The 22,065-nt window shown below is 69.6% G+C and carries 17 protein-coding genes; 7 read left to right on the forward strand and 10 right to left on the reverse strand.

Annotation, left to right across the window (positions count from 1 at the left end; translation table 11 throughout):
* Positions 1 to 262: 262 nt before the first annotated feature.
* Positions 263 to 3,883, reverse strand: a complete 3,621-nt coding sequence (locus ABLI39_RS09170; RefSeq protein ID WP_349413103.1) for a TM0106 family RecB-like putative nuclease — start codon at positions 3,881 to 3,883, stop codon at positions 263 to 265.
* A 121-nt stretch (positions 3,884 to 4,004) separates the two neighbouring features.
* Between ABLI39_RS09170 and ABLI39_RS09175 the strand changes: the two genes are divergently transcribed.
* The 5 genes from ABLI39_RS09175 to ABLI39_RS09195 all read left to right on the forward strand — a co-directional run bounded on the left by ABLI39_RS09175 (position 4,005) and on the right by ABLI39_RS09195 (position 10,496).
* Positions 4,005 to 4,628: an SOUL family heme-binding protein gene (locus ABLI39_RS09175; protein ID WP_349413104.1), complete on the forward strand. Its 624-nt coding sequence runs from the start codon at positions 4,005 to 4,007 to the stop codon at positions 4,626 to 4,628.
* Between the two features lie 14 nt (positions 4,629 to 4,642).
* On the forward strand, positions 4,643 to 6,982 hold the full coding sequence (locus tag ABLI39_RS09180) for a Tex family protein (RefSeq protein ID WP_349413105.1): 2,340 nt from the start codon (positions 4,643 to 4,645) through the stop codon (positions 6,980 to 6,982).
* Between the two features lie 159 nt (positions 6,983 to 7,141).
* Positions 7,142 to 8,536 carry an OFA family MFS transporter gene (locus tag ABLI39_RS09185; RefSeq protein WP_349413106.1) on the forward strand — a complete coding sequence of 465 codons (1,395 nt, stop codon included), beginning with the start codon at positions 7,142 to 7,144 and terminating at the stop codon, positions 8,534 to 8,536.
* 1 nt (position 8,537) lies between these two features.
* Positions 8,538 to 8,681: an MFS transporter small subunit gene (locus ABLI39_RS09190; RefSeq protein ID WP_349413107.1), complete on the forward strand. Its 144-nt coding sequence runs from the start codon at positions 8,538 to 8,540 to the stop codon at positions 8,679 to 8,681.
* Between the two features lie 3 nt (positions 8,682 to 8,684).
* Positions 8,685 to 10,496 carry a gamma-glutamyltransferase family protein gene (locus ABLI39_RS09195; protein WP_349413108.1) on the forward strand — a complete coding sequence of 604 codons (1,812 nt, stop codon included), beginning with the start codon at positions 8,685 to 8,687 and terminating at the stop codon, positions 10,494 to 10,496.
* Between the two features lie 6 nt (positions 10,497 to 10,502).
* Here the strand turns inward: ABLI39_RS09195 and ABLI39_RS09200 are convergent, their stop codons facing one another.
* The 6 genes from ABLI39_RS09200 to ABLI39_RS09225 form a co-directional block, all read right to left on the reverse strand.
* Positions 10,503 to 11,246 (reverse strand): YqjF family protein, encoded by a 744-nt coding sequence (locus ABLI39_RS09200; protein WP_349413109.1) that lies wholly within the window; start codon positions 11,244 to 11,246, stop codon positions 10,503 to 10,505.
* Entirely contained in the window at positions 11,246 to 12,025 is a 780-nt protein-coding gene (locus ABLI39_RS09205) for an isocitrate lyase/PEP mutase family protein (protein WP_349413110.1), read from the reverse strand. The genes ABLI39_RS09200 and ABLI39_RS09205 overlap by 1 nt, the downstream gene beginning before the upstream one ends.
* 62 nt (positions 12,026 to 12,087) lie before the next feature.
* Positions 12,088 to 12,477: a DUF1622 domain-containing protein gene (locus ABLI39_RS09210; RefSeq protein WP_349413111.1), complete on the reverse strand. Its 390-nt coding sequence runs from the start codon at positions 12,475 to 12,477 to the stop codon at positions 12,088 to 12,090.
* A 42-nt stretch (positions 12,478 to 12,519) separates the two neighbouring features.
* Positions 12,520 to 13,425 carry an SDR family oxidoreductase gene (locus tag ABLI39_RS09215; protein ID WP_349413112.1) on the reverse strand — a complete coding sequence of 302 codons (906 nt, stop codon included), beginning with the start codon at positions 13,423 to 13,425 and terminating at the stop codon, positions 12,520 to 12,522.
* A gap of 48 nt (positions 13,426 to 13,473) precedes the next feature.
* Positions 13,474 to 14,346, reverse strand: a complete 873-nt coding sequence (locus ABLI39_RS09220) for a nuclease-related domain-containing protein (protein WP_349413113.1) — start codon at positions 14,344 to 14,346, stop codon at positions 13,474 to 13,476.
* Positions 14,347 to 14,599: 253 nt separating this feature from the next.
* Complete coding sequence (locus tag ABLI39_RS09225; protein WP_349413114.1) at positions 14,600 to 15,502, reverse strand: MSMEG_6728 family protein; 903 nt, start codon at positions 15,500 to 15,502, stop codon at positions 14,600 to 14,602.
* A gap of 145 nt (positions 15,503 to 15,647) precedes the next feature.
* On the opposite strand from ABLI39_RS09225, the gene ABLI39_RS09230 reads away from it, so the two are divergent.
* Positions 15,648 to 16,220, forward strand: coding sequence for a hypothetical protein (locus ABLI39_RS09230; RefSeq protein ID WP_349413115.1), 573 nt, complete (start codon positions 15,648 to 15,650; stop codon positions 16,218 to 16,220).
* Between the two features lie 89 nt (positions 16,221 to 16,309).
* On the opposite strand, the gene ABLI39_RS09235 is transcribed toward ABLI39_RS09230, so the two are convergent.
* Entirely contained in the window at positions 16,310 to 16,972 is a 663-nt protein-coding gene (locus tag ABLI39_RS09235; protein ID WP_349413116.1) for a transglycosylase family protein, read from the reverse strand.
* Between the two features lie 219 nt (positions 16,973 to 17,191).
* The gene (gene uvrA / locus ABLI39_RS09240) at positions 17,192 to 19,762 is read right to left on the reverse strand and encodes an excinuclease ABC subunit UvrA (RefSeq protein ID WP_349413117.1); all 2,571 of its coding nucleotides are present in this window, start codon (positions 19,760 to 19,762) and stop codon (positions 17,192 to 17,194) included.
* A 65-nt stretch (positions 19,763 to 19,827) separates the two neighbouring features.
* On the opposite strand from uvrA, the gene ABLI39_RS09245 reads away from it, so the two are divergent.
* Positions 19,828 to 20,940 carry an adenosine deaminase gene (locus ABLI39_RS09245; RefSeq protein ID WP_349413118.1) on the forward strand — a complete coding sequence of 371 codons (1,113 nt, stop codon included), beginning with the start codon at positions 19,828 to 19,830 and terminating at the stop codon, positions 20,938 to 20,940.
* Positions 20,941 to 21,018: 78 nt separating this feature from the next.
* Here the strand turns inward: ABLI39_RS09245 and ABLI39_RS09250 are convergent, their stop codons facing one another.
* Complete coding sequence (locus ABLI39_RS09250) at positions 21,019 to 21,993, reverse strand: aldo/keto reductase (protein ID WP_349413119.1); 975 nt, start codon at positions 21,991 to 21,993, stop codon at positions 21,019 to 21,021.
* Positions 21,994 to 22,065: the final 72 nt, after the last annotated feature.

The raw sequence follows: 22,065 nt of genomic DNA on the forward strand, positions 1-22,065 counted from the left end.
GCGGGACATGCCCATTGCATGCCGCGAACAGTGGACAGAATCCTATTCTGTGCACTGTTCGCAATTAAGAATGGGCATGTCCCGCCGACCGGCTCGAAACCGAAGTGCATGTCCAATGGCGCACCCAGAAGATGGGCATGTCCAGCGGTGGCGGCCAAGAATGGGCATGTCCCGCTGAGCGGCTCGAAAGCGAAGCGCATGTCCAATGGCGTGCTTAGAAGATGGGCATGTCCAGTGCTGGCGGCCAAGAATGGGCATGTCCCTAGGGTGACGCCGGCGCGGACCTTTGGCAGAGGCCGATGAAGCCGCCGAGCTGCTCCAGGCCCTCCGGGTGAAGCGGTAGGTAGTTCGTCAGCTCCGGGGCCCTAACGACGACGGCGCGCCACTGCCCGCGCGAGACCGCCACATTGATCCGGTTGCGGGAGAGCAGGAACTCCATGCCCCGCGGCGCCTCGGCCACGGCGGAGCAGGCCATCGAGACGATCACCACCGCCGCTTCCTGCCCCTGGAACTTGTCCACGGTGCCCACCCGCACCCCGGACAGACCGGCCCGGTCCAGCGCCTCGCGAATGAGGTTCACCTGGGCGTTGTAGGCAGCCACCACCAGGACGTCGGCGGCCTCGAGCGGCCGCGAGCCGTCCGGGGTGTGCCAGGCCAGCCCCAGGTGAAGCCGCACCTGCCGGACTACCTCGGCGGCCTCCTCCGGGGACGACGTCGTATTGCCACTGTGCGGCACCATCACCGTCTCGATCCCGGCGGGAACTCCGTCGAGGCGCCGCAGGTCCGCGGACGGCGCGGAGTGCAGACGGCCCTCGTAGGACAGCTCGGAGACGGCCAGGCACAGCTTGGAGTTCATCCGCCACGAGTCGGCCAGGAAGTAGCCCAGCTCCGGCGGGAGCGTGGCGTGCCCTGCCGAGATCCAGCCGAGGGCCGATTCGTCCACCGGCTCCGGGTGCCTGCCCTGGCTCACCTGCGGCAACTGCTGCGGGTCGCCGAGCAGGAGCAGGCGGCTGCTCGCCTGGGCCACCGCGAGCGTGTTGGCCAGGGAGAACTGGCCGGCCTCGTCGATCACCAGCAGATCCAGCGAGCCGGCCGGGACGCCGGCGCCGGTCATGGTCCAGGCCGTGCCGCCGATCAGGGCACCGCCGCCGGAGCCCAGCAGCGCCGCCACATCACCGGCGGAACGCGACGCCCACGGCAAGGGATTGCTGTGCTTGACGTCCTTGGCTACAAGCTCCGGATCAACGCCGGCCGTGGAGACAGCGGTGGTCAGCAGGTTCTCCACCACTGCGTGGGACTGGCCGACGACGCCGACCTTCCAGCCGCGGGCCACCAGCCGGGCGATGACGTGGGAGCCCACATGGGTCTTGCCGGTTCCGGGGGGACCCTGCACGGCGAGGTAGGAGTGGTCGAGGTCCAGCACCGCCGCCGTGATGGCGTCGATGAAGCGGTCCGCTCCGTCGCTGGGCTGCGGCAGGGATGCTCCGGAGGCCAGCCGGGGCGGCAGCCGCCGGACCAGGTCAAGGGCCGGGTGGCGGGGGAGGGCCCCGGAGCCCAGTCCGACGGCCACCGTAGCAGCCAGGGACTCCAGCGCCTGCTCCAGGCTTTTAGTGGCGAGCGGCTGGTTCTCGGTCAGCGCGATGGGCAGCTCATTGTGGGCCGGGATGTTCCGGTGCAGGCGGTCCCGGATGATGACGGTGTCCTGGCCGTCCTCGTCGCCCAGTTCCAGGACCTCCGTGCCGAACCATCCGTTCCGGCCGGCCCCGTGCTTGCCGGTGCCTTCCAGCCCGGCGGGAAGCGGATGGTCGTACATGCGGAACCAGGTGCTGCCCTCCCGCAGGTCCGAGCCCGGGGTCACCGTGCCGGTCAGCTTGACCCGACGCTCCGGGAGCTTCCTGCCTTCCTGCTGCCAGTCGTCGAGGACCTCAGCGGATTCGACCAGGAAAACGTTGCGGTCCCGCTGATGTGCGTCCGGGCCCTGCTCGCACCGGTCGAAGTGAGCCCACCAGAACGACTTGCGCTCCCGGCGGTGGTAGCTCACGGCCGCGGCCAGCATCGCGACGGCTTTGCGGTCCGTCTCGGGCAGGCCGCTTCCGGGCTCGGCAAAAGCCAGCAGGGCTTGCTCCGCCGGGCCTGCTGCGGTCGCCGCGTCCGTGGAGGCGCCGTCGTCGTCCACGTCCGCCGTGTCGGCGCTCGCCGAATCCAGCGGCCCAAAGCCGCCGCGCGGCGTGATCCCGCGTTCCCCGGCCCGTCGCAGCAGCCAGTTCCGCAGCTCCAGGGTTGAGAGGCAGTCGTATTCGTTGTAATCGGAGATGCCCGCGAGGATCCCGGCGGCCTCCTCGACCCGGCCGGCGTCACGCGCGTCGCAGTAGTGGGCGTAGGCCACGACGGAGGCGCCGGCGTCCTTAACGTCGCCGGACCGGAGGTTGGCCCCCATGTAGAGCGGCTCGAGCTTTTTGATGCTGTACGAGTTCTCCGAGATTCGGATGCTGTTGCGGACCGTCTGGTAGAGGTCCACCAGCAGCCCCTCGCGGAGCCACTCGTCCACGATGTCTTCGCCCGCGACGTGCTGCACCGAGAGCTTGCGAAGCGCCGTCTTCTCATAGGCGGCGTAGTGGTAGACGTGCATGTCCGGGTAGTCCCGCCGGCGTTTCTCCACGTAGTCCAGGAACTCCAGGAAGGCCTGTTTCTCAGCCGCCCGGCTGTGCGCCCAGAACGGCCGGAACATCCCCGGAGCGCCTGGCCCGGTGGGCGCCTCGATCACGCCGAACAGGTACTCCAGCCCCCACACCCCCGTGTCGCTCTCCTGCCACAGCGGATCGCCCTCGAAATCGAAGAAGATATCGCCGGGACTCGGCGGCGGCAGTTCGGCCAGGGTGTTCCGCGCCATGACCGCGTAGCGCAGGGTGTGCTCCTCGCCATCCTTGACGTACCGCACCTCGCCGTCGGCCGGGCCGGCGCCGCTCTGGATCCGGGCCTGTTCCTGCAGCCGCTCAAGCACGGGGGTGGGCTTGACGAGCGTGGCGTGCGCGAGTTCCGTGACCGTGTGGATGCCGAGCCCATGCAGGTTCTTGCGCTGCACCGAGTTCATCCGGGCGACGAGGAGCAGGTCGTCGGTGGCTTTGACCTGCTCCTGGCAGTAGTCGCAGCGGCCGCAGGCGGTGACGCCATCCGCGCCCCACCGGACGGTGGCGGCCCCGGCGATGTGCGCGGCGGTCAGGGCCAGGAAGCGCTCGCGCCGCTCCCGGAACACCGGCAGGATCTCGGCGAGTTTGTGGTGGCTCCGGACGTAGTCGAAGCCGCCGCTGGCCAGCTGCACGGTGGCGCCCAGCACAAGCGTCACCGCAGGATCCACCGGGATGCCGGCCTTCAGGAGCTGGTCGCCGTACGCGGCGAGCTGGAGCAGGGCGGTCACCTTGGCGTGGCGGGCGAGCTTGGTGTCGAACACGGCGTAGCCGTCGTCGGGCTGGCGCACCAGGAAGTCGGAGCGGCCGTGGAACTGCCCGTCGAAGAAGGCGGCCTGGAACACGACGTCGGCGCCCGCGCGCAGCGCCTCGATCGATTCGTGGTGCTTGGCCAGCAGGGTGGCGCGGTCCATGGATTTGGCGGGAACGACGTCGTACACACCGCGCCCGCGGGCCGGATCCCAGGTCCCGAATTCTTCGATGAAGCCGGCCAGGACCTTGCGCTCGTGCACCTCGCCCAGGTCCGCCGCGTGCTTGAGCATCTCGTCGGTACCGAAGTCGGCCTTGGGGGCGCGGCCGAGCTTCTCATCGAGCTTCCTCAGCAGCTGGTACTCGCAGTCCACCGCCACCACGAGGTCGCTCGCGGAGTAGACCAAATCCGGTGCCGCGCCGGGTACTTCCGGTTCAAGGAAAAACACTGTGCCCCGCTTTGATTGATGGATCCGCCGCTGATCGATGTCTCTGCTGTCAAGCTACCAAAGCCCTCTGACACCCAGACTCTGGCCGCCGGCGCGGGAGCGGCGTAGGGTCGACAAAACCATGACCGAACAGCAACCGTTTGAACTGCTCCAGCGCTACCCGCACTTCGAGTTGCGCCGCTATCCCGCGCACGTCGTCGCCGAAATACGCGTCACCGCGAGCTTTGACCGTGCCGGCAACGCCGCTTTCCGCCACCTGTTCAACTACATCAGCGGCAAGAACACCGCCTCGCAGAAGCTGGCGATGACGGCCCCGGTCATCCAGGGAACCGGATCGCAGGGGACACCGCAGAAGGTGGCCATGACCGCCCCGGTGCTTCAAAGCGGCCCGCTGCCGGGCAAGGACGAACCAGCCGACTTTGTGGTCGCCTTTGTCCTGCCCGCGGGCCTGACCGCCCAGACAGCGCCGGTCCCGGCCAACCCCGACGTCAAGATCCGGGCGGTACCCGGCTCCCTCGCCGCGGCCGTACGCTTCTCGGGCAGCGGCTCGGAGGCGGCCTTCGAACGGCACACCGACGGCCTGCAGGCGGCGCTTGCCCTCGCCGGGCTGACGGCCGTGGGCCCGCCACGCTTCGCCCGGTTCGACCCGCCGTTCAAGCCGTGGTTCCTGCGCCACAACGAGGTGGTCCAGGACGTGCAGGAACCCGCGACCGCCACGGGGACGCCGGGCGCCGGAGTCGGGTAAGGCAAAATGGCTGGGTGAGCCAACTCCCGCAGCACCCTGCCAAGACCACCCCGATTGAGACCCAGATCGCCGCCGAGCTCGGCGTACAGCCCTGGCAGGTGAAGGCCGCCGTGGAGCTGCTCGACGCCGGGTCCACCGTGCCGTTCATCGCCCGCTACCGGAAGGAAGCCACCGGCACCCTGGACGACACCCAGCTCCGCGGGCTCGAGGAGCGGCTGCGCTACCTGCGCGAGCTGGAGGACCGCCGCCGGACCGTCCTCGAAGCGATCGCCGCCCAAGGTGCGCTGACGCCCGAACTGCAGGCCGCCGTCGTCGGCGCCGACACGAAGTCCCGGCTGGAGGACATCTACCTGCCATTCAAGTCCAAGCGGCGCACCAAGGCCCAGATCGCCCGGGAGGCCGGCCTGGAGCCGCTCGCCGACGCCCTGCTCCAGCGCCCCGAGCTGGACCCGGAACGCGAAGCCGCCAAATACGTGAACGCCGAGCACTCCATCGGAGACGCCGCCGCCGCGCTGGCCGGGGCACGGTCCATCCTGGTCGAGCGCGTCGCCCAGGACGCCGACCTTGCCGCCACACTGCGGGAGCGGCTCTGGACCCAGGGCCGGATGGTCTCGCGCGTCAAGAAGGGCCAGGAAACCGAGGGGCAGAAGTTCAAGGACTACTTCGAGTTCTCCCAGGCGCCGTCCGGGATGCCCTCGCACCGGGTCCTCGCGCTGCTGCGCGGCGAAAAGGACGGCGTGCTGGAGCTGGATCTGTCCGAAGCGGAACCGGACGACGACGCCGCCCTGGCCGCCGCGCGCGGCCGGTACGAGGCCGCCGTGGCCAGATTCCTCGGGGTCGCCGACCGCGGCCGGCCCGCCGACGCGTGGCTGCTGCAGACGGCGCAGCAGGCGTGGCGCTCCCGGGTACTCAGCCGGCTCAGCGGCGACCTGCGCAGCCGGATGTTCGCCGCGGCCGAGGACGAAGCCGTGCGGGTGTTCGCCGCCAACCTCCGTGACGTGCTGCTCGCGGCGCCCGCCGGCAACCGGGCCACCCTGGGCCTGGACCCGGGGCTGCGCACCGGCGTGAAGGTGGCGGTGGTGGACGGCACCGGCAAGGTGGTCGCGACCGACACGGTCTACCCGCACGCCCCGGCCCGGAAGTGGGACGAGGCGCTGCGCACGCTCGTGGGCCTCGCCCGCAAGCACGGCGTTGAACTCGTCGCGATCGGCAACGGCACCGCCTCGCGGGAGACGGACAAGCTCGCGGCCGAGCTGATCAAGCAGCTCGGTGCCGGAGCCGGCAGCGCGCCGCAAAAGCTTGTGGTCTCTGAGGCCGGCGCGTCGGTGTATTCCGCGTCGGCGCTCGCCGCGGCCGAACTGCCCGGCATGGACGTGTCACTGCGCGGCGCGGTGTCGATCGCCCGGCGGCTGCAGGACCCGCTCGCGGAACTGGTCAAGATCGAGTCGAAAGCGATCGGCGTCGGGCAGTACCAGCACGACGTCACGGCGGCGAAGCTGGACCGGAGCCTCGACGCCGTCGTCGAGGACTGCGTCAACGCCGTCGGGGTGGACGTCAACACCGCCTCGCCCGCGCTGCTGAGCCGGGTGGCCGGCGTCGGGCCGCTGCTGAGCGAGAACATCGTGGCCTACCGGAACGAGCACGGTCCGTTCAGCAAGCGCAGCGAGCTGAAGAAGGTGCCGCGGCTGGGCGCCAAGGCGTTCGAGCAGTGCGCCGGCTTCCTGCGGATCACCGGGGGAGCGGAGCCGCTGGACGCCTCCAGCGTGCACCCGGAGGCCTACCCGCTGGCGCGGAAAATCAAGGCCGCCGCCGGGGCGGTCCGGGACCTGTCCGCGCTCAACCCGCAGGACTTCGTGGACGGATCGTTCGGCCTGCCCACCGTGCGGGACATCATCGCCGAGCTGGAAAAACCCGGCCGGGACCCGCGTCCGGCGTTTGCTGCGGCGACATTTCTGGAGGGCATCGAGAAGATCTCCGACCTCAGACCCGGCATGGTGCTGGAGGGGACCGTCACGAACGTGGCGGCGTTCGGCGCGTTCGTCGACGTCGGCGTGCACCAGGACGGGCTGGTGCACGTGTCCGCGCTGGCCAACCGGTTCGTCGCCGACCCGCGCGAGGTGGTCAAGTCCGGCCAGGTGGTTCGGGTCAAGGTGCTGGAGGCCGATCCGGAGCGCAAGCGCATCTCGCTGACGCTGCGGCTCGACGACGAACCGGCGGGCTCTGCGGGGCGGCCGGACCAGCCCAAGCAAGCCTCGCGGCCTACCGCCGGGGGACCGGAGAAATCGCAGCCGGTTCCGGCGCGGGCCAACACCGCGATGGCCGAGGCGCTCCGGAAAGCGGGACTCGGAAAGTAACGCCACCGTTCGTCGCGGATTCCCTACCACTCGGCGCATTAACCCTACGTTTACTGATGATTTGCACCATGATTGCCGGAGGCAACTGCCCAAATTTAGGGCTTTGGCCTCTGGATCGCTGGGACATCGACGTCGCCAGACAAATCGAGGGGAGCAATTATGGGCTGGCTGGACCGGGACCGAACCATCGCACCGCCGGGATTCAACCGCTGGCTGGTGCCGCCTGCGGCACTCGCCGTCCACCTGTGCATCGGCCAGGCCTACGCGACGAGCGTCTACAAAACGGCGCTGGTCAAGCACTTTGGCGCCAGCCTCACCGAAATCGGCGTGATCTTCTCCATCGCCATCGTGATGCTGGGTCTGTCGGCGGCCATCATGGGCACCTGGGTGGACAAAAACGGCCCGCGCAAGGCGATGTTCACCTCGGCCATGTTCTGGGTCAGTGGCTTCCTGATCGGCTCGCTCGGCATCTTCACGCACCAGTTGTGGCTCGTCTACCTCGGCTACGGCTTCGTGGGCGGCATCGGCCTGGGCATCGGCTACATCTCGCCGGTGTCCACGCTGATCAAGTGGTTCCCGGACCGGCCGGGCCTTGCCACCGGTATGGCCATCATGGGCTTCGGCGGCGGCGCGCTGATCGCCAGCCCGGTCTCCACCGCGCTCCTGAAGATGTACGACCCGAACTCCGGCGCCAAGGGCTGGGTGGCCAGCGGCGACTCCGTGGGCAAGCTCTTCCTGACCCTCGCCGTCGTCTACCTTGCCTACATGCTCTTCGGCGCCTTCACCATCAAGGTCCCGGCCGAAGGCTGGAAGCCGACGGGCTTCGACCCAGCGAAGGTCAAGGCCGCCAAGCTCGTCACCACGGAGAACGTCTCAGCCAAGAACGCCGTCAAGACCAAGCAGTTCTGGCTGGTCTGGGTCGCGCTGTTCTGTAACGTCACCGCGGGCATCGGCATCCTGGAGCAGGCCGCGCCGATGATCCAGGACTTCTTCCGCCAGTCCGACGGCGCCTCCCTGGTCAGTGCCGCCGTCGCCGCGGGCTTCGTCGGGCTGCTCTCCATTGGCAACATGGCCGGGCGCTTCGCCTGGTCCGCCACCTCCGACGTGACCGGCCGCAAGCGCATCTACATGGTGTACCTCGGCGTCGGCGCCGTGCTCTACACGGTGCTGGCCCTGGCCGGGTCCACCACCACCATCCTCTACGTGGCGCTCGCGTTCCTCATCATCTCCTTCTACGGCGGCGGGTTCGCGACCGTCCCGGCCTACCTGCGGGACCTCTTTGGAACCTTCCAGGTCGGCGCCATCCACGGCCGGCTGCTGACCGCCTGGTCCGCCGCCGGCGTCGCCGGGCCGCTGATCGTCAACGCCTTCCTGGATGCCCAGGGCACCCCCGGTAAGCTGACCGCCGCGTCCTACCAGCCGGCGCTGCTGACCATGGTGGCGCTATTGGTGGTGGGCTTCGTCGCCAACCTGCTGGTCAAGCCGGTCGACGCACGATTCCACGAACCCCGCCCGGACCGCGAGCGGTCTAACGAACCCGCCATGGAGGCCTGAGATGAGCACAGCACACACCCCCGGCGCGCAGGCAGCCGTCAAAGCGTCCACCGGCCGGCTGGCCGTGGCCTGGGCCCTCGTCGGAGTTCCGCTGGCCTACGGGGTCTACGAAACCCTCACCCGCGTGGCGGCGCTGTTCGGCTGATCCATGACGTTCACCGCGCCGGAGCAGTTCACCACCCGACCCACCCTGCAGGGAACCTTCGGGATGAGTGCCTCCACGCACTGGCTCGCGACGGCGGCGGCCCAGGCGGTGCTCGAACGCGGCGGTAACGCGTTCGACGCCGCCACGGCCGGCGCCTTTGTGCTGCACGTCGTGGAGCCCCACCTCAACGGCCCCGGCGGCGACATGACCGGCGTCTTCGTGACGGCATCGGACCCCGGCAAGCCCGTGGTGCTGATGGGCCAGGGGCCGGCTCCGGCCGCGGCGACGGTGGAGCACTACCGCGCCGAAGGCCTGGAACTGGTGCCCGGCTCCGGGGCGCTGGCCGCCGCGGTGCCCGCCGCCGTCGACGCCTGGCTCCTGCTGTTGCGCGACCACGGGACCTGGGAACTGGACGCCGTGCTGGAGTTCGCGGTCGACTATGCCCGTGACGGGCACCCGATGCTGGGCCGTGTCGGCACCACGATTGCCGCGGTGGCTGAGCTGTTTCAGGAGCACTGGCCCAGCTCGGCTGAGCTCTGGATGCCCGGCGGACGGATCCCGGCCGAGGGCGAGCTCATCCGGAACCCCGCCTATGCCCGCACCCTGGAACGGCTCATCGCGGCCGGGCTGGCCGACTCGTCCCGGGAGGCCCGGATCGACGCCGCCCGGCGGGAGTGGAGTGAGGGCTTCGTCGCCCACGCGATGGTCGAGTCGGTGCAGACCCCGCACCGGCACTCCTCCGGCACCGACCACGCCGGTGTACTGGCCCTGCCCGATCTGGCCGGCTTTGCGGCCGGCTACGAGGCGGCGGCCACCGTCGAGTTCCGCGGGCACACCATCGCCAAGACCGGGCCCTGGGGGCAGGGACCGGCGCTGCTGCAGACCCTCGCCATCCTCGACGGTTTCGAGGACCGCTTCCTCGACCCGTCCACCGAGCTCGGGGCGCACACGATCCTGGAGGCGCAGAAGCTGGCGCTGGCGGACCGCGAGGCCTATTACGGGGACACGGACGTGCCGCTGGATTACTTGCTCTCCGAGGAGTACTGCGCGGGCCGCCGGGCACTGATCACCGAGCGCGCGTCCCACGAGTTCCGGCCGGGACAGGTGCCGGGGCGGGAGCCGTACTTGCCGGTGTTGCGGACCGAGTACACGCCGCCGGCGCTGGCTCAGGTGGGCTCTGTGGGCCTCGGCGTCGGGGAGCCCACCGTGGCGCCGAGCGGAGAAACCAGGGGCGATACCTGCCACATCGACGTCGTTGATCGCTGGGGAAACATGGTCTCGGCCACGCCGTCGGGCGGCTGGCTGCAGTCCTCGCCCGCGATTCCCGAACTGGGATTCTGCCTTGGGACCCGGCTGCAGATGACGTGGCTCGAGCCGGGGACACCGTCGACCCTCACCCCCGGCAAGCGGCCCCGCACTACGCTGACCCCGACGCTGGTCCTCCGTGAGGGCCGCGCCGTGACAGCGCTGGGTTCGCCCGGCGGAGACCAGCAGGACCAGTGGCAGCTGCCGTACCTGCTGCGCACGATCGTGGGCGGCTACTCACCGCAGCAAGCCATCGACGCACCCACGTTCCATACGACGTCGATGCCCGGATCATTTTGGCCGCGGACCTGGGAACCCGGAGGCGCCGTGGTCGAGGACCGGCTGGGCGGCGACGTCATCGCCGGGCTCGAGCGCCGCGGTCACGTGGTGACGGTGGCCGGCGGCTGGACGCTGGGCCGGTTGTCTGCCGTCGTCAGGGATCCGGCGACCGGGGTGCTGCAGGCAGCGGCCAACCCCCGCGGCGCCCAGGGGTACGCAGCGGGTAGGTAGCTCTGCTCAACCGAAGGAATTCCCGCCGCGCAGAACCCGCGGCCAGCCAAACTGCGTCCGGACGCCCGGCGAATACAACACCGATTCGGGCGGTCCGGACACCGTGATGCCGGCCGCCGCGACGAGTTGGTCCTCCAGCACGGTCACTTGTGCCCGGAACAGCGGCCAGGGGCCGTGGGTATTGGGAACGTAGAGCGTCTTGCCGCGGAAGCGGGTGTGGAGTCCGAACCGGGCCGTGAGGTGGACGGACAGCGGATCGCTGGCCTCGGCGTCGAACTCTGGTGTTACCGCGAAATCGGTCCGCGCACCGCCCCGGAAACGCTGCACCGAATACCCGGTCGAGGGGTCGGACGGGCTCGCTGCACGGAACCGGTTCCGGGACCACACGTACGGGATGCCGGCTGCCCGGGCCGCTAGAACCACCGCCAGCCGCGACGCGTCCAGGCTCAGGAACACGACGCCCCTGGTCCCGTCAGCCTCCCGGGAGTAGAGCCGCACGTTGATCTCGTTGAAACTGCCGAAGTAGGGAACCCCCGGTCCGTTGCCCAAACCGGCGCCTTGCATGCGAAAGCCGATGAGCCCCACCCTGGCCGATCCGTCAAACACGTCCGGAACGACGCCGCGGGGCATAAAAGCCGCCGCAACGGCCTCCGGGATCCGCCAGTGCAGGAAGACGGCGTCGGTCCAGCGCTGGTCCATGATGACCGGCCGGGGCAACTCCGGCGCGTTGGGCCACGGATCCGTCTCCATTAGTTCAGGGCCCGGGTTCCTTCCGGAAGCGCTCCGCCGGCCAGCAGCGACGCCGCGGAGTCGGCCAGGGCCGTCAGTGCCACTCGCTGGGTCCACGGGCCGTAGGAGATGCGGGCCACGCCGAGTTCCTGGAGTCGGGCCGGGGCGAGCGATCCGGGAACGTTGATGACTGACACTTTGTTCCACCCGATGCCGTCCACCAGCGCTATAACGGTGGCTTCGTCCAGCAGGCCAGGTACAAACACCGTGGTTGCGCCGGCGTCGAGGAACGCCCGGCCGCGCTCAACTGCGTCGGCGAGCACGGAGCCGGGGTCCCGGTCCTTGCCTTTGAGGAACGCGTCCGTGCGGGCGTTGAGGACAAAGTCGATGCCCTCGGCCTCGGCTGCCCGCACCACGGAACTCATCTGGTCGACTGCGTCGGCGAGGGGGCGCATCTGGTCCTCGATGTTGGCACCCACAATGCCGACGCCGATCGCCTTGCGTACTGCCTCGCCAGGGTTCCCGTAGCCCGACTCAAGGTCGGCGCTGACCGGAAGGGAAGTCGCGGCGGCGATGCGGCCGACGGCGCTGATCATCTCGTCCAGCGGGATCTTCTCGCCGTCTTCATAGCCCAGCGAGGCGGCGATGGAGTGGCTGGCCGTGGCCAGGGCCGTGGTGCCCGGGATCTCAGCGACCACCTTTGCGGTGATCGAATCCCAGACGTTGATGACTTGAAGAATATCGGGGGCTCGGTGCAGACTCAGAAATTCGGTGGCTTTGGAGGCAAGGGAATTAGTCATTTCGCGAGCCTAGCCGGAGGCAGCAACAGCCGAGAAGGGTTTTCCGCTCTCGGGGGAACCAGTCAGCTGGCCGTCGACGCCGCTGGGGCGCCTGCGGGCTGCTTCTGCCAGGGCCAGCGGCCGGTGATTTCGAGCTCGAGGGAGAAGCTGAGGAAGGTCCGGATCAGCACGATGACGGCCAGCACGGCGACGCTCTCGAACGTCGGGGTGATGGCCACCGTGCGGATGATGTCCGCGGCGACCAGCAGTTCGAGGCCCAGCAGGATAGACCGACCCAGCAGTTGCCGGTAGGAGCGGTATTTGGAGAGCGGCTCCGAGTCGGCCGGAAGCCCGCGCGGTTGGACACCCCGCAGCGCCATCGGCAGGGAAACCAGCGCGCCCACCACCATCACGGCCACCCCGGCAAAGTCCATGAGGCCGCCGATTGCCTCGATGATGCTTCTAAAGTCCATGCTGCTCCTCGTTGGGGATCGTGGTCTGCCGTCGTCTGTACGTCAGGGGTGCCGCTCGCCGACGCCGGCCAGGATGGCGCGGTAGCCCTCGCGGAAGCTCGGATACTCAAACTCGAAGCCGGTGCCGCGCAGGAGCGCGTTGCTGACGCGCTTGTTCCCACCCCGCGACGGCTCGCCGACGCGCGATCCGGCACCAGATCCGGCTCCAACCCCCGACGCCGGTTCAGCCCGGCCGGGCTCCGGCAGCCCCAGCTCGCCAGCCAGGAACCGCAACACCTCGCCCAACTCAGCAGGCTCGTTGTCCACACCCAGATACACAGGCGCGGGCTCCGCAGCCATCAAACAGAGATGCACGATCGCGGCAGCGGCGTCGTCGCGGTGGATCCGGTTGGTGAAGCGGGACTCCGCCGGGATTACCGCCGAGCCGCCGCGTACCTGGTCGATCAGCCGGGTGCGGCCGGGCCCGTAAATGCCGCCAAGACGCAGCACCACGGGGGAAATTCCGGTCCCGCGAAGACGGCTATAGAGCAGCTCCTCGGCCTCGCGGATGATGCGGCCGGAAAATCCGCCGGGACTCGGCGTCGTCGCTTCGTCCACCCAGCCGCCGTCGGCGTCGCCGTACACTGCGGTGGAGGAGACGAACAGCATCCGGCGGACCGGCGCCCCGGACGCCGCCACGGCGTCGAGCACATGCGCCAGGCCGTCCACGTACGCGGCCCGGTACGCCTCCTCGGTGGGCGCATCCGCCGCAATGGATACGACGACGGCGGTGGTGTCCGCCGGGATGGGCGGCAGTTCGCCACGGCTCAGGTCAGCCGCGGCGCCCTCGATGGCCGCCGGCAGTTTCTCCGGCGAGCGTCGCCAGCCCACCACACGGTGTCCGGCCGCGGCAAAGCGCAGCCCGGCCTCGGTCCCCAGATCGCCGCAACCGGCCAGCAGTACAGTCATACCGGCCAGTCTGCCAGCAATTGCGCAGTGATGCCGCGAGCGGGGCAGCTAACGGGCAGGGACAGTTTGGGTGACGGCCGGGGAGGGGCGGGGAGCCGGGGTAACTGCGGGCCGGTAACTGGACAAGAAGTTGATCAGCAGGGACGCCACGGCGATCAAGAAGACAAGCTGCATCAGGGCGGCGGCGATGCTTGTCCGTTTCTTCCGGCCGCGGGGGCGGCGGGTCCTGGCCGGAGCCGGTGCCGGCCGCGTCCGCCACTGCCGGAGGGAGGCAGCAGGAGCGTCGCTCGACTCGAACCTTCCCGCACTGAACTGCGCCGTGGTTAGAAGCCGGGGACTCGTGGTTCCGCCCAGCAGCTGCTGCAAATGCGCGTGGATTGTGGGTACCAGCTCCGGATCCAGGACGGCGGGAAGGCCCGCGACGGCCGCGGTAATTGTGTTCAGACCCTCGACCCTGATCCGGCTGGTTGTCGTGCCGCGGAGCTCAGGTTGGCCCACCAGGCAGATCCATCCTTGGACAAGTCGCCGGTGGTTCGGCTCAAGAAGCGCCGCAACGGCCGAGGCCTGCTGGAGCACACCCTCAATTTCCGGTTCTCGACTGTAACCGTTTTGCCGGAGGCTGCCCTCCCAAAGACGGACCTCGCCGCTCCAGTGTTTGGCGTCGACAATCACGATGCCACCGGGTCCAACGAGGAGGTGGTCAAGGTTGGCTTTCGGCCGACCCGGCCAGTGCACGTCATGGAGGGCCAGCCAGCCGTCGGGCTCGAGCGCCTGCAATTTCTCGGCGACCAGTACCTCGCCGGCCGCGCCCGTTGACCAGGCGTGGGCGTTGCGTTCGGCGCGTTCCAACTCCCGGCGCAGCCGCGTGACGCGATCTGCGGCTAGGCGAGACTGTTCGGCAGCTCCGTCTCCTGCGGCCATGACTTCCCCCAAGTAGCTCTGGCGTGGCAACACCACCCCGGAAAGCGGGGCGGTGGCTGCCACCATATGCCAAAGAACGGCAGTTGCCCAGAGTTGGGGAAGCAACCGCCGGAGGCGGTGCGGTGGGCAGCGGCGCCCCGCTCGCGGGTTCCGGTCCGCCTCGATGTTTGGAAACGTCGACGTCGAACGGAACCCGCGAGGGGTTGGCCAGCCAGCCGGCCAGCCCCGCCCGGAGCTACCGCGCCGCCCGGAGCTAGCGCGCCGCGATGGGGAAGAAGACCCGCGGATCCTGCAAAAGTGCCGGGTAGTCGAAGTCCCGGCGCGCAACGATCTCGTTGACGTGGAAGTTGCGGGCAAACACACCGTCCACGGTGATGGGCCGGCCCTGGACCTCGCCGACGGCGAAGGACTGGCCGCCGTCGAACGGGATCGCCACCACGGACTTCCCGGGCAGGGTGGTGAAGGCGTCTTCCTGGGCCTGCCGCTTGCGGGTGGGCTTCTTCACCAGCGGCTTGGCCGGGCGCTTGCGGGCGTTTTTGTCCGGCCGGCGCGAACCGTTGTCCGCGTAGACAAACTGGTACTCGTCGTCGCCGGCGGGAGCGGCGGAACCGCGGACCGGGGGCAGGCTGATGGTGTCCAGCTGCTGCGGGTCGGCGTCGCCCAGCGGCAGGCGCAGGACCCACATGCGCTCACCCGCGGGATCTTCGGGCAGCAGTTCGTGCTTGGGTTCGGGCCACACGTACTCAAGATCCGGGTCCGTGCCGGGGAACACCGACGCGTAGAACCGCTCGTCCTTTGCGAGCAGCCGGGAGCGGTGGCTCAGGTGGAAGTCCGGGTTCCCCAGCCAGTACGGCATCGGGATCTTGGCCGCGTAGTCCGGGTGCGCGGCCTGCGGGGCGAACTCCATGATCTTGTCCCGGGTGGCATCCTCGCCGCCGCGGGCGGTCCATTCATCCACCATGGCCAGGCCGTACATCGTCAGGGCCGGGACGTGGCCCATCCACATCCGGACGGCCGGGTGGGACTGCCATCCGTACTCGGGAATTACCAGCGCGCGCAGCATTTGCAGCGCCTCGACGCGCTGCTTGCCGAGCCGCGCGTCGTCAAGGGCCGCGGCGCTCTGCCGGAAATCGGGGAAGGGGAGGAAAGTCTGCATCTCTCCAGTTTGGGGCCACGGCGCCGCATCACCAATTGCTGGGCCTCGCGGGTGAGCGTGTTCACATTGCGGATACCTACAGACAGTTCCCAGCTCCGGGTTCTACCATTTACGGGAACCACCCCAGCCGCACGGAAGACCCGCCATGACCCCTAAATCACCGGCGCCCTTTGCGCCCAAGTACGGACAAATGCTCGGCCCGGAAGCCAACGGAATCCTGGTCCTAGAGGAGTTCACCCTTGACCCGGCCGAGGCCCGCAAGGAACAGAGCGGCTTCCGCGCCGCCCTGGCCTCGGTTGCCTTGACCATGCGCCGCCTGCTCGCGTTTCGGCTCCTCATCGCGGTCGTCGCGATCGCCAACCTGCCGCTCTTCCTGCTCTCCAGCGGCTGGGAAATCTACGCGATCTCCCTCGCCGTCGTGGTGGCCGTCCACGCCGCCGTCTCCTGGCTCAACCGGCACGAACCGCGGCTGCGCCAGCGCCGGATGCTCGAGCTGCACCTGCACCGGGAGCGCAGCGCCAACTACCGCAAGGTCCGCGACGCGGTGAAGTACGTCATCGACACCCCCGCCCGGATGAACGAACAGCTCTACCTCGAACTCCTCGCCGCCAAGCGCGTCGCCCTGCACCTCGCCCAGGGCACCGTGGCCCTGCTGGACACCAGCGACGACGCCGCGTGGAAGGTCCGCATCATCCGCGAACTGCCCAAGGCCGCCTGAAGACGGCGGTCTGAAAACGATTGAACGACGACGCCGGAGCGGCCCGCACAGGGTGCCCCGGCGTCGCCGCTTAATCACCTTTCGTCGGCTCAGGCGGGGAGTTTCAGGACCTGGCCCGCCAGCACGAGGTCGGGGTCGCTGATGGTGTCCGCGTTGGCGTCGGCCAGGAGCTGCCAGCCGCCTGTGATGTTGAGCTGCCCGGCGATCTTGCTCAGGCTGTCGCCGTTCTGAACCGTGTAGGTCTCGCCGCTCAAGGCCACTGCGGCAACGTGCCGGGGCGCCGTTTGAACAGGGGCCCGCTGCACTGGAACGGACCGGACCGGAACGGACTGGACCGGAACGGACTGGACCGGAGCCTTGGTTGCCGGAAGTTGCGCAGGGGCCGCTGCCGCGCCGCCGCTTAGGCCCAGCTGCGCCGAGCAGGCCGGCCACGCGCCCCAGCCCTGGCTTGCCTGGACCTTCTCCGCGACGGCGATCTGCTGCTCACGGCTGGCGCTGGCCGCCGAGCCCGTGCCTCCGTGGGCGGCCCACGTGCCCGGGCTGAACTGCAGCCCGCCGGAGTAGCCGTTGCCGGTGTTGATGCTCCAGTTGCCGCCGCTCTCGCACTGGGCCAGCGCATCCCAGGTGGAAGTCGCGGTCGCGGCGGGGGTGGAGGCGCTGGCTCCGGTGGCGGAGAGGGCGATGCCGGCGACCGAGATGGCGGCCAGGGTGGCGCCGCGGCGCGCGGCAGTAGTGAGGGTTGAGGTCTTCATGGGTTCGGCTGCTCCTGAGGGCCACCGGCGCTCGGTCCGTCCCCGGACGTTATCGTGCCACTGCCCACCCCTGACGTCTAGAGGTCATCTGCGGTGGCTGCCAGTCGGGCAGTTCTGGTGGTGGCAGCACCGGGCATGCAAACGCCCGATTGCGGGCGTGCGTCCACGGTAGGGCAGCCCCGGGCGCGGATCAACCCCCCGCCGGAACTTTTCGGCGGTTCAGCCGCCCAGCGCCAGCCCAAGGTACGGGGCGGTCCTGCTTTGTTTGGAACGGGCGACGACGGCGGGCTCGCCGGCGGCGATGATCTTCCCGCCGGCGTCGCCCCCGGCGGGTCCCAGATCGATCACCCAGTCCGCGGCGGCCACCACGTCCATCTCGTGCTCCACCACCACCACCGTGTTGCCGGCGTCCACCAGCCGCTGCAGCTGCGCCATCAGGAGTTCGACGTCGGCCGGGTGCAGTCCCGTGGTGGGCTCGTCCAGCAGGTAGAGCGAGTGGCCGCGCTGGGCACGCTGCAGTTCCGTGGCGAGCTTGATCCGCTGGGCCTCCCCGCCGGAGAGCTCGGTGGCGGGCTGGCCCAGCCGGAGGTAGCCCAGGCCCACCTCGCGCAGGGTCTGCAGGGCCCGAGCTGCGGACGGGATGTCGGTCAGGAAGTCGGCGGCCGCGTTGACTGTCAGGCCCAACACTTCGGCGATGTTCTTGCCGCGGTAGCTGACCTGGAGGGTTTCCGGGTTGTAGCGCGAGCCGTGGCACTCGGGGCACGGGCCGTAGCTGCCGGGCAGGAACAGCAGTTCGACGGCCACAAAGCCCTCGCCCTGGCAGGTTTCGCAGCGCCCGCCGGCCACGTTGAAGGAGAACCGTCCGGCGCCAAAGCCCCGGGCCTTCGCCTCGTCCGTGGCCGCGAATTCCTTGCGGACGGCATCGAACAGCCCGGTGTAGGTGGCGAGGTTGGAGCGCGGGGTCCGGCCGATCGGCTTCTGGTCCACTTTCACCAGCCGGTCGATCTGCTCCAGCCCGGACACCGGGCCCACGCTCAACGGGGCGCTGCTTTCCTCGTCTCCCTCGGCAAGGTCTTCCGGCGCCGCGGCGGCCGTGTCCGCGTCGGGGTGCAACCACGCATTCGCCACCTCGGCCAGGACCTGGCTGACCAGCGTCGACTTGCCGGACCCCGAAACACCGGTGACGGCGGTCAGGACGCCGAGCGGGAAGTCGGCGTCGAGGTTTTGCAGGTTGTGCCGGCTGATGTCGCGCAGCTCGAGCCAGCCGGCGGCCTCCCGGCGGGCTTTGGAGCGGGGCGCGCGCGGACCGCCGGCGTCCGCCCTCTTTTCGGCATCCTCCGGGAACAGGTACGGCCGGGTGACGGAGGCTTCCACTTCGGCGAGGCCGGCCACCGGGCCGCTGTACAGGACCTCGCCGCCGCCCTCGCCGGCGCGCGGGCCCACGTCCACGAGCCAGTCGGCGCGGCGCACCACGTCCATGTTGTGCTCCACCACAAACACCGAGTTGCCGGCGGACTTGAGCTGGTCCAGGACCGCGAGGAGGGGTTCGGCGTCGGCCGGATGCAGGCCCGCGGAGGGCTCGTCGAGGACGTAGATCACGCCGAACAGCCCCGAGCGCAGCTGGGTGGCGATCCGCAGCCGCTGCATTTCGCCGGGGGAGAGGGTGGGGGTGGAGCGGCCCAGCGCGAGGTAGCCCAGGCCGAGATCCAGGAGCACGGTGACGCGCTGCAGCAGGTCGCGGGTGATGGCGACGGCCACCTCGTTGGACTCGCCGGAGGGCTGCTTGCGCGAGGCGGTCCCGGCCTCGGTGAGTTCGGTGGTGGGGCGGAGGACCGCGGCGAGTTCGGTCATCGGGACGGCGTTGAGCTCGGCGATGGTCTTCCCCGCGAACGTCACGGCGAGGGCCTCGGGGCGCAGGCCGCTGCCGCCGCAGCGCGGGCACGGCCCGGTCTCCATAAAGCGCAGCACCTTCTCGCGCATGGTGGCGCTCTTCGAATCGGCGAGTGTGTGCAGGACATAGCTGCGCGCACTCCAGAACCGGCCCTTGTACGGCTTGGCCACCCGGTCGCGCTGCGGCGTCACCTCCACCACGGGCTGTTCCTCGGTGAAGAGGATCCAGTCGCGGTGCTTCTTGGGCAGCTTCCGCCAGGGGGTGTCGACGTCGTAGCCCAGGTGGGTGAGGATGTCGCGCAGGTTCTTGCCTTGCCAGGCGCCGGGCCAGGCGGCGATCGCGCCGTCGCGGATGCTCAGCGAGGTATCCGGGACCAGCGAGGATTCACTGACCGTGTGCGCGATCCCCAGCCCGTGGCATTCCGGGCAGGCGCCGGCAGCGGTGTTGGGCGAGAACGCGTCCGAATCCAGTGGCGCGGCGCCGTCGGGGTAGCTGCCGGCGCGGGAGAACAGCATCCGCAGCGAGTTGGACAGTGTGGTCACCGTGCCCACGGTGGAGCGGGAGCTGGGGGTGCCGCGGCGCTGCTGGAGCGCGACGGCGGGCGGCAGGCCGGTGATCAGCTCCACCTTCGGATTGTGGCCCTGCTGGATCAGCCGGCGCGCGTAGGGTGCGACGGATTCGAAGTAGCGGCGCTGGGCCTCGGCGTAGATGGTGCCGAACGCCAGCGACGACTTGCCGGAACCGGAGACGCCGGTGAAGGCGACGATCGCGTCGCGGGGCACGTCCACGTCCACGTTGCGCAGGTTGTTTTCCCGGGCGCCGCGGACCCGGACAAAGCCGTCCGTCGCATGGTCCGGCGCCTGGCCGGCGGGATCGGAAGCCTGCTGGGTATTCTGCATCTGTTCGACTCTATCCGCCCTGCCCCGGACGGGCATCTCGGTGCCGGCGGGCATATCCTTACCGAATGGAAACTTACGACGGCGGCGCTCGGGCGCCGCGGGCGGACCAGGAGGCAGATCAGGATGCGGAGCGGGAAGCTGCCCCGGAAGCTGAGGGCGTTGCCGAGTTCGCCGAGATCCCCGAAGCGGTGCACGCCGCCCTTCCGGTCGCGGAGCTGCACCTGCACATCGAGGGCACCCTGCAGCCGGAACTGATCTTTGCGCTCGCCGAACGCAACGGGATCACGCTGCCGTACGCGGACCTGGACGAGCTCCGCGCGCGGTACGAGTTCACAGACCTGCAGTCGTTCCTGGACCTCTACTACGCCAACATGGCCGTGCTGCAGACCGAGCAGGACTTCGCGGACATGACCCGCGCGTACCTGGCCCGGGCCGCGACCGCCGGGGTGCGGCACGCCGAGATCATGCTTGACCCCCAGGCGCACCTGTCCCGCGGGGTTTCCCTGGCGACCTGCGTGAACGGCGTGGCCTCGGTGCTGGCCACCTCCCGGGAGGAGTTCGGCATCTCCACCCTGCTGATTACCGCGTTCCTACGCGACCAGTCCGAGGAATCGGCGCTGGAGGTGCTGGAGCAGCTGCTCGCCATGGACGCGCCGATCGCCGGGATCGGGCTCGACTCGGCCGAGGTGGGCAACCCGCCGTCGAAGTTCGAGCGGCTTTTCGCCCGGGCCAAGGACGCCGGGCTCCGGCGGATCGCGCACGCCGGCGAGGAGGGCCCGCCGTCGTACATCATCGAAGCGCTGGACCTGCTGGACGTGGAGCGTATCGACCACGGCATCCGCTGCATGGAGGATCCCGAACTGGTCGAACGCCTGGTCCACGAGCTGATGCCCCTGACCGTCTGCCCCCTCTCCAACGTCCGGCTCCGCGCCGTGGACACGCTGGCCGAGCACCCGCTGCCGGGCATGCTCGCGGCCGGGCTGAACGTGAGCGTGAACTCGGACGATCCGGCCTACTTCGGCGGGTACGTGGATGACAACTTTGCCCAGCTCAGGTCCGTGATCGGGCTCTCCGAGTTCGACTGCGTCCGGCTCGCCGCCAACTCCATCCGGTCCTCCTTCGCGAGCGAGGAACGCAAGACCGAGCTGCTGGCAGAACTGGCCGCCTCGGGCCGCTAGGCCTTTAAAGCAACGCGGGGTCACTTACGGCCCATCCGAGAGGTCGGAATCGGCCGTAAGTGACCCCGCGTTGTCTTCTTAGACGTCGATGCTGTCCATGTGCGGGTACCGTGCGCCGGCTGCGACGCCGGCCGGAGCCAGCTCATCGAGCCGGGCCAGGTCGTCCGCGGAGAGTTCGACGTCGACGGCGCCCAAGTTCTCGCGCAGCCGTTCGCGCTTCTTGGTCCCGGGGATCGGCACGATGTGCTCGCACTGGGCCAGCAGCCAGGCCAGGGCCAGCTGCGCCGGGGTGCAGTCCTTCTCTGTAGCGAGTTCGGTGACCCGGTCCACGAGTTCGAGGTTGCGGGTGAAGTTCTCGCCCTGGAAGCGCGGGGAGTGGCGCCGGAAGTCGTCCGACGCGAAGTCCTCCTCGCTGCGCAGCTGTCCGGTGAGGAAGCCGCGGCCCAGCGGGCTGTAGGGCACGAAGCCGATGCCGAGCTCGGCCAGGACCGGGAAGATCTTGGTCTCCGGCTCCCGCTCCCACAGCGAGTATTCGGTCTGCAGCGCGGCGATGGGGTGCACGGCGTGGGCGCGGCGCACCGTGTCGGCGCTGGCTTCGGAGAGCCCCAGGTGCTTCACCTTGCCGGCCTGGACCAGCTCGGCCATGGCGCCGACGGTCTCCTCGATCGGCACGGTCTTGTCCACCCGGTGCTGGTAGTACAGGTCGATGTGGTCGACGCCGAGGCGTTGCAGGCTCGCGTCGCACGCCGCCCGGACGTACTCCGGCGTGCCGTTGATGCCCACCCACGAGCCGTCCTCGCGGCGTTCGTTGCCGAACTTGGTGGCCAGCACGACGTCGTCGCGGCGGCCGGCGATGGCGCCGCCCACGAGCTTTTCGTTGGTGGAGGGGCCGTACATGTCCGCGGTGTCCAGCAGCGTGCCGCCGGCGTCGAGGAATGCCTGGATGGTGGCGACGGATTCCTGCTCATCGCCTTGGCCGTAGAACTCGCTCATGCCCATGCAGCCCAGGCCGAGGGCCGAGACAGTGAGCGAGCCGAGGGTGCGTGATTCCATGGGGATCTCCTGAAGCAGAGGGGGATGGAATGCCGCCGAGGAGCCCGGGCAAAGCGGGCCGGCTGTGGCGGC

It is taken from the genome of Pseudarthrobacter sp. B907 (assembly GCF_040137805.1).
GTDB lineage: Bacteria > Actinomycetota > Actinomycetes > Actinomycetales > Micrococcaceae > Arthrobacter.

Excerpts from the sequence above, each read along its gene's own strand:
- ABLI39_RS09175 (WP_349413104.1), top strand. The coding sequence starts at position 4,005 with ATGACCGAACAGCAACCGTTTGAACTGCTCCAGCGCTACCCGCACTTC.
- ABLI39_RS09185 (WP_349413106.1), top strand. The coding sequence starts at position 7,142 with ATGGGCTGGCTGGACCGGGACCGAACCATCGCACCGCCGGGATTCAAC.
- ABLI39_RS09190 (WP_349413107.1), top strand. The coding sequence starts at position 8,538 with ATGAGCACAGCACACACCCCCGGCGCGCAGGCAGCCGTCAAAGCGTCC.
- ABLI39_RS09195 (WP_349413108.1), top strand. The coding sequence starts at position 8,685 with ATGACGTTCACCGCGCCGGAGCAGTTCACCACCCGACCCACCCTGCAG.
- ABLI39_RS09200 (WP_349413109.1), bottom strand. The coding sequence starts at position 11,246 with ATGGAGACGGATCCGTGGCCCAACGCGCCGGAGTTGCCCCGGCCGGTC.
- ABLI39_RS09205 (WP_349413110.1), bottom strand. The coding sequence starts at position 12,025 with ATGACTAATTCCCTTGCCTCCAAAGCCACCGAATTTCTGAGTCTGCAC.
- ABLI39_RS09210 (WP_349413111.1), bottom strand. The coding sequence starts at position 12,477 with ATGGACTTTAGAAGCATCATCGAGGCAATCGGCGGCCTCATGGACTTT.
- ABLI39_RS09215 (WP_349413112.1), bottom strand. The coding sequence starts at position 13,425 with ATGACTGTACTGCTGGCCGGTTGCGGCGATCTGGGGACCGAGGCCGGG.
- ABLI39_RS09220 (WP_349413113.1), bottom strand. The coding sequence starts at position 14,346 with ATGGCCGCAGGAGACGGAGCTGCCGAACAGTCTCGCCTAGCCGCAGAT.
- ABLI39_RS09225 (WP_349413114.1), bottom strand. The coding sequence starts at position 15,502 with ATGCAGACTTTCCTCCCCTTCCCCGATTTCCGGCAGAGCGCCGCGGCC.
- ABLI39_RS09230 (WP_349413115.1), top strand. The coding sequence starts at position 15,648 with ATGACCCCTAAATCACCGGCGCCCTTTGCGCCCAAGTACGGACAAATG.
- ABLI39_RS09235 (WP_349413116.1), bottom strand. The coding sequence starts at position 16,972 with ATGAAGACCTCAACCCTCACTACTGCCGCGCGCCGCGGCGCCACCCTG.
- uvrA (WP_349413117.1), bottom strand. The coding sequence starts at position 19,762 with ATGCAGAATACCCAGCAGGCTTCCGATCCCGCCGGCCAGGCGCCGGAC.
- ABLI39_RS09245 (WP_349413118.1), top strand. The coding sequence starts at position 19,828 with ATGGAAACTTACGACGGCGGCGCTCGGGCGCCGCGGGCGGACCAGGAG.
- ABLI39_RS09250 (WP_349413119.1), bottom strand. The coding sequence starts at position 21,993 with ATGGAATCACGCACCCTCGGCTCGCTCACTGTCTCGGCCCTCGGCCTG.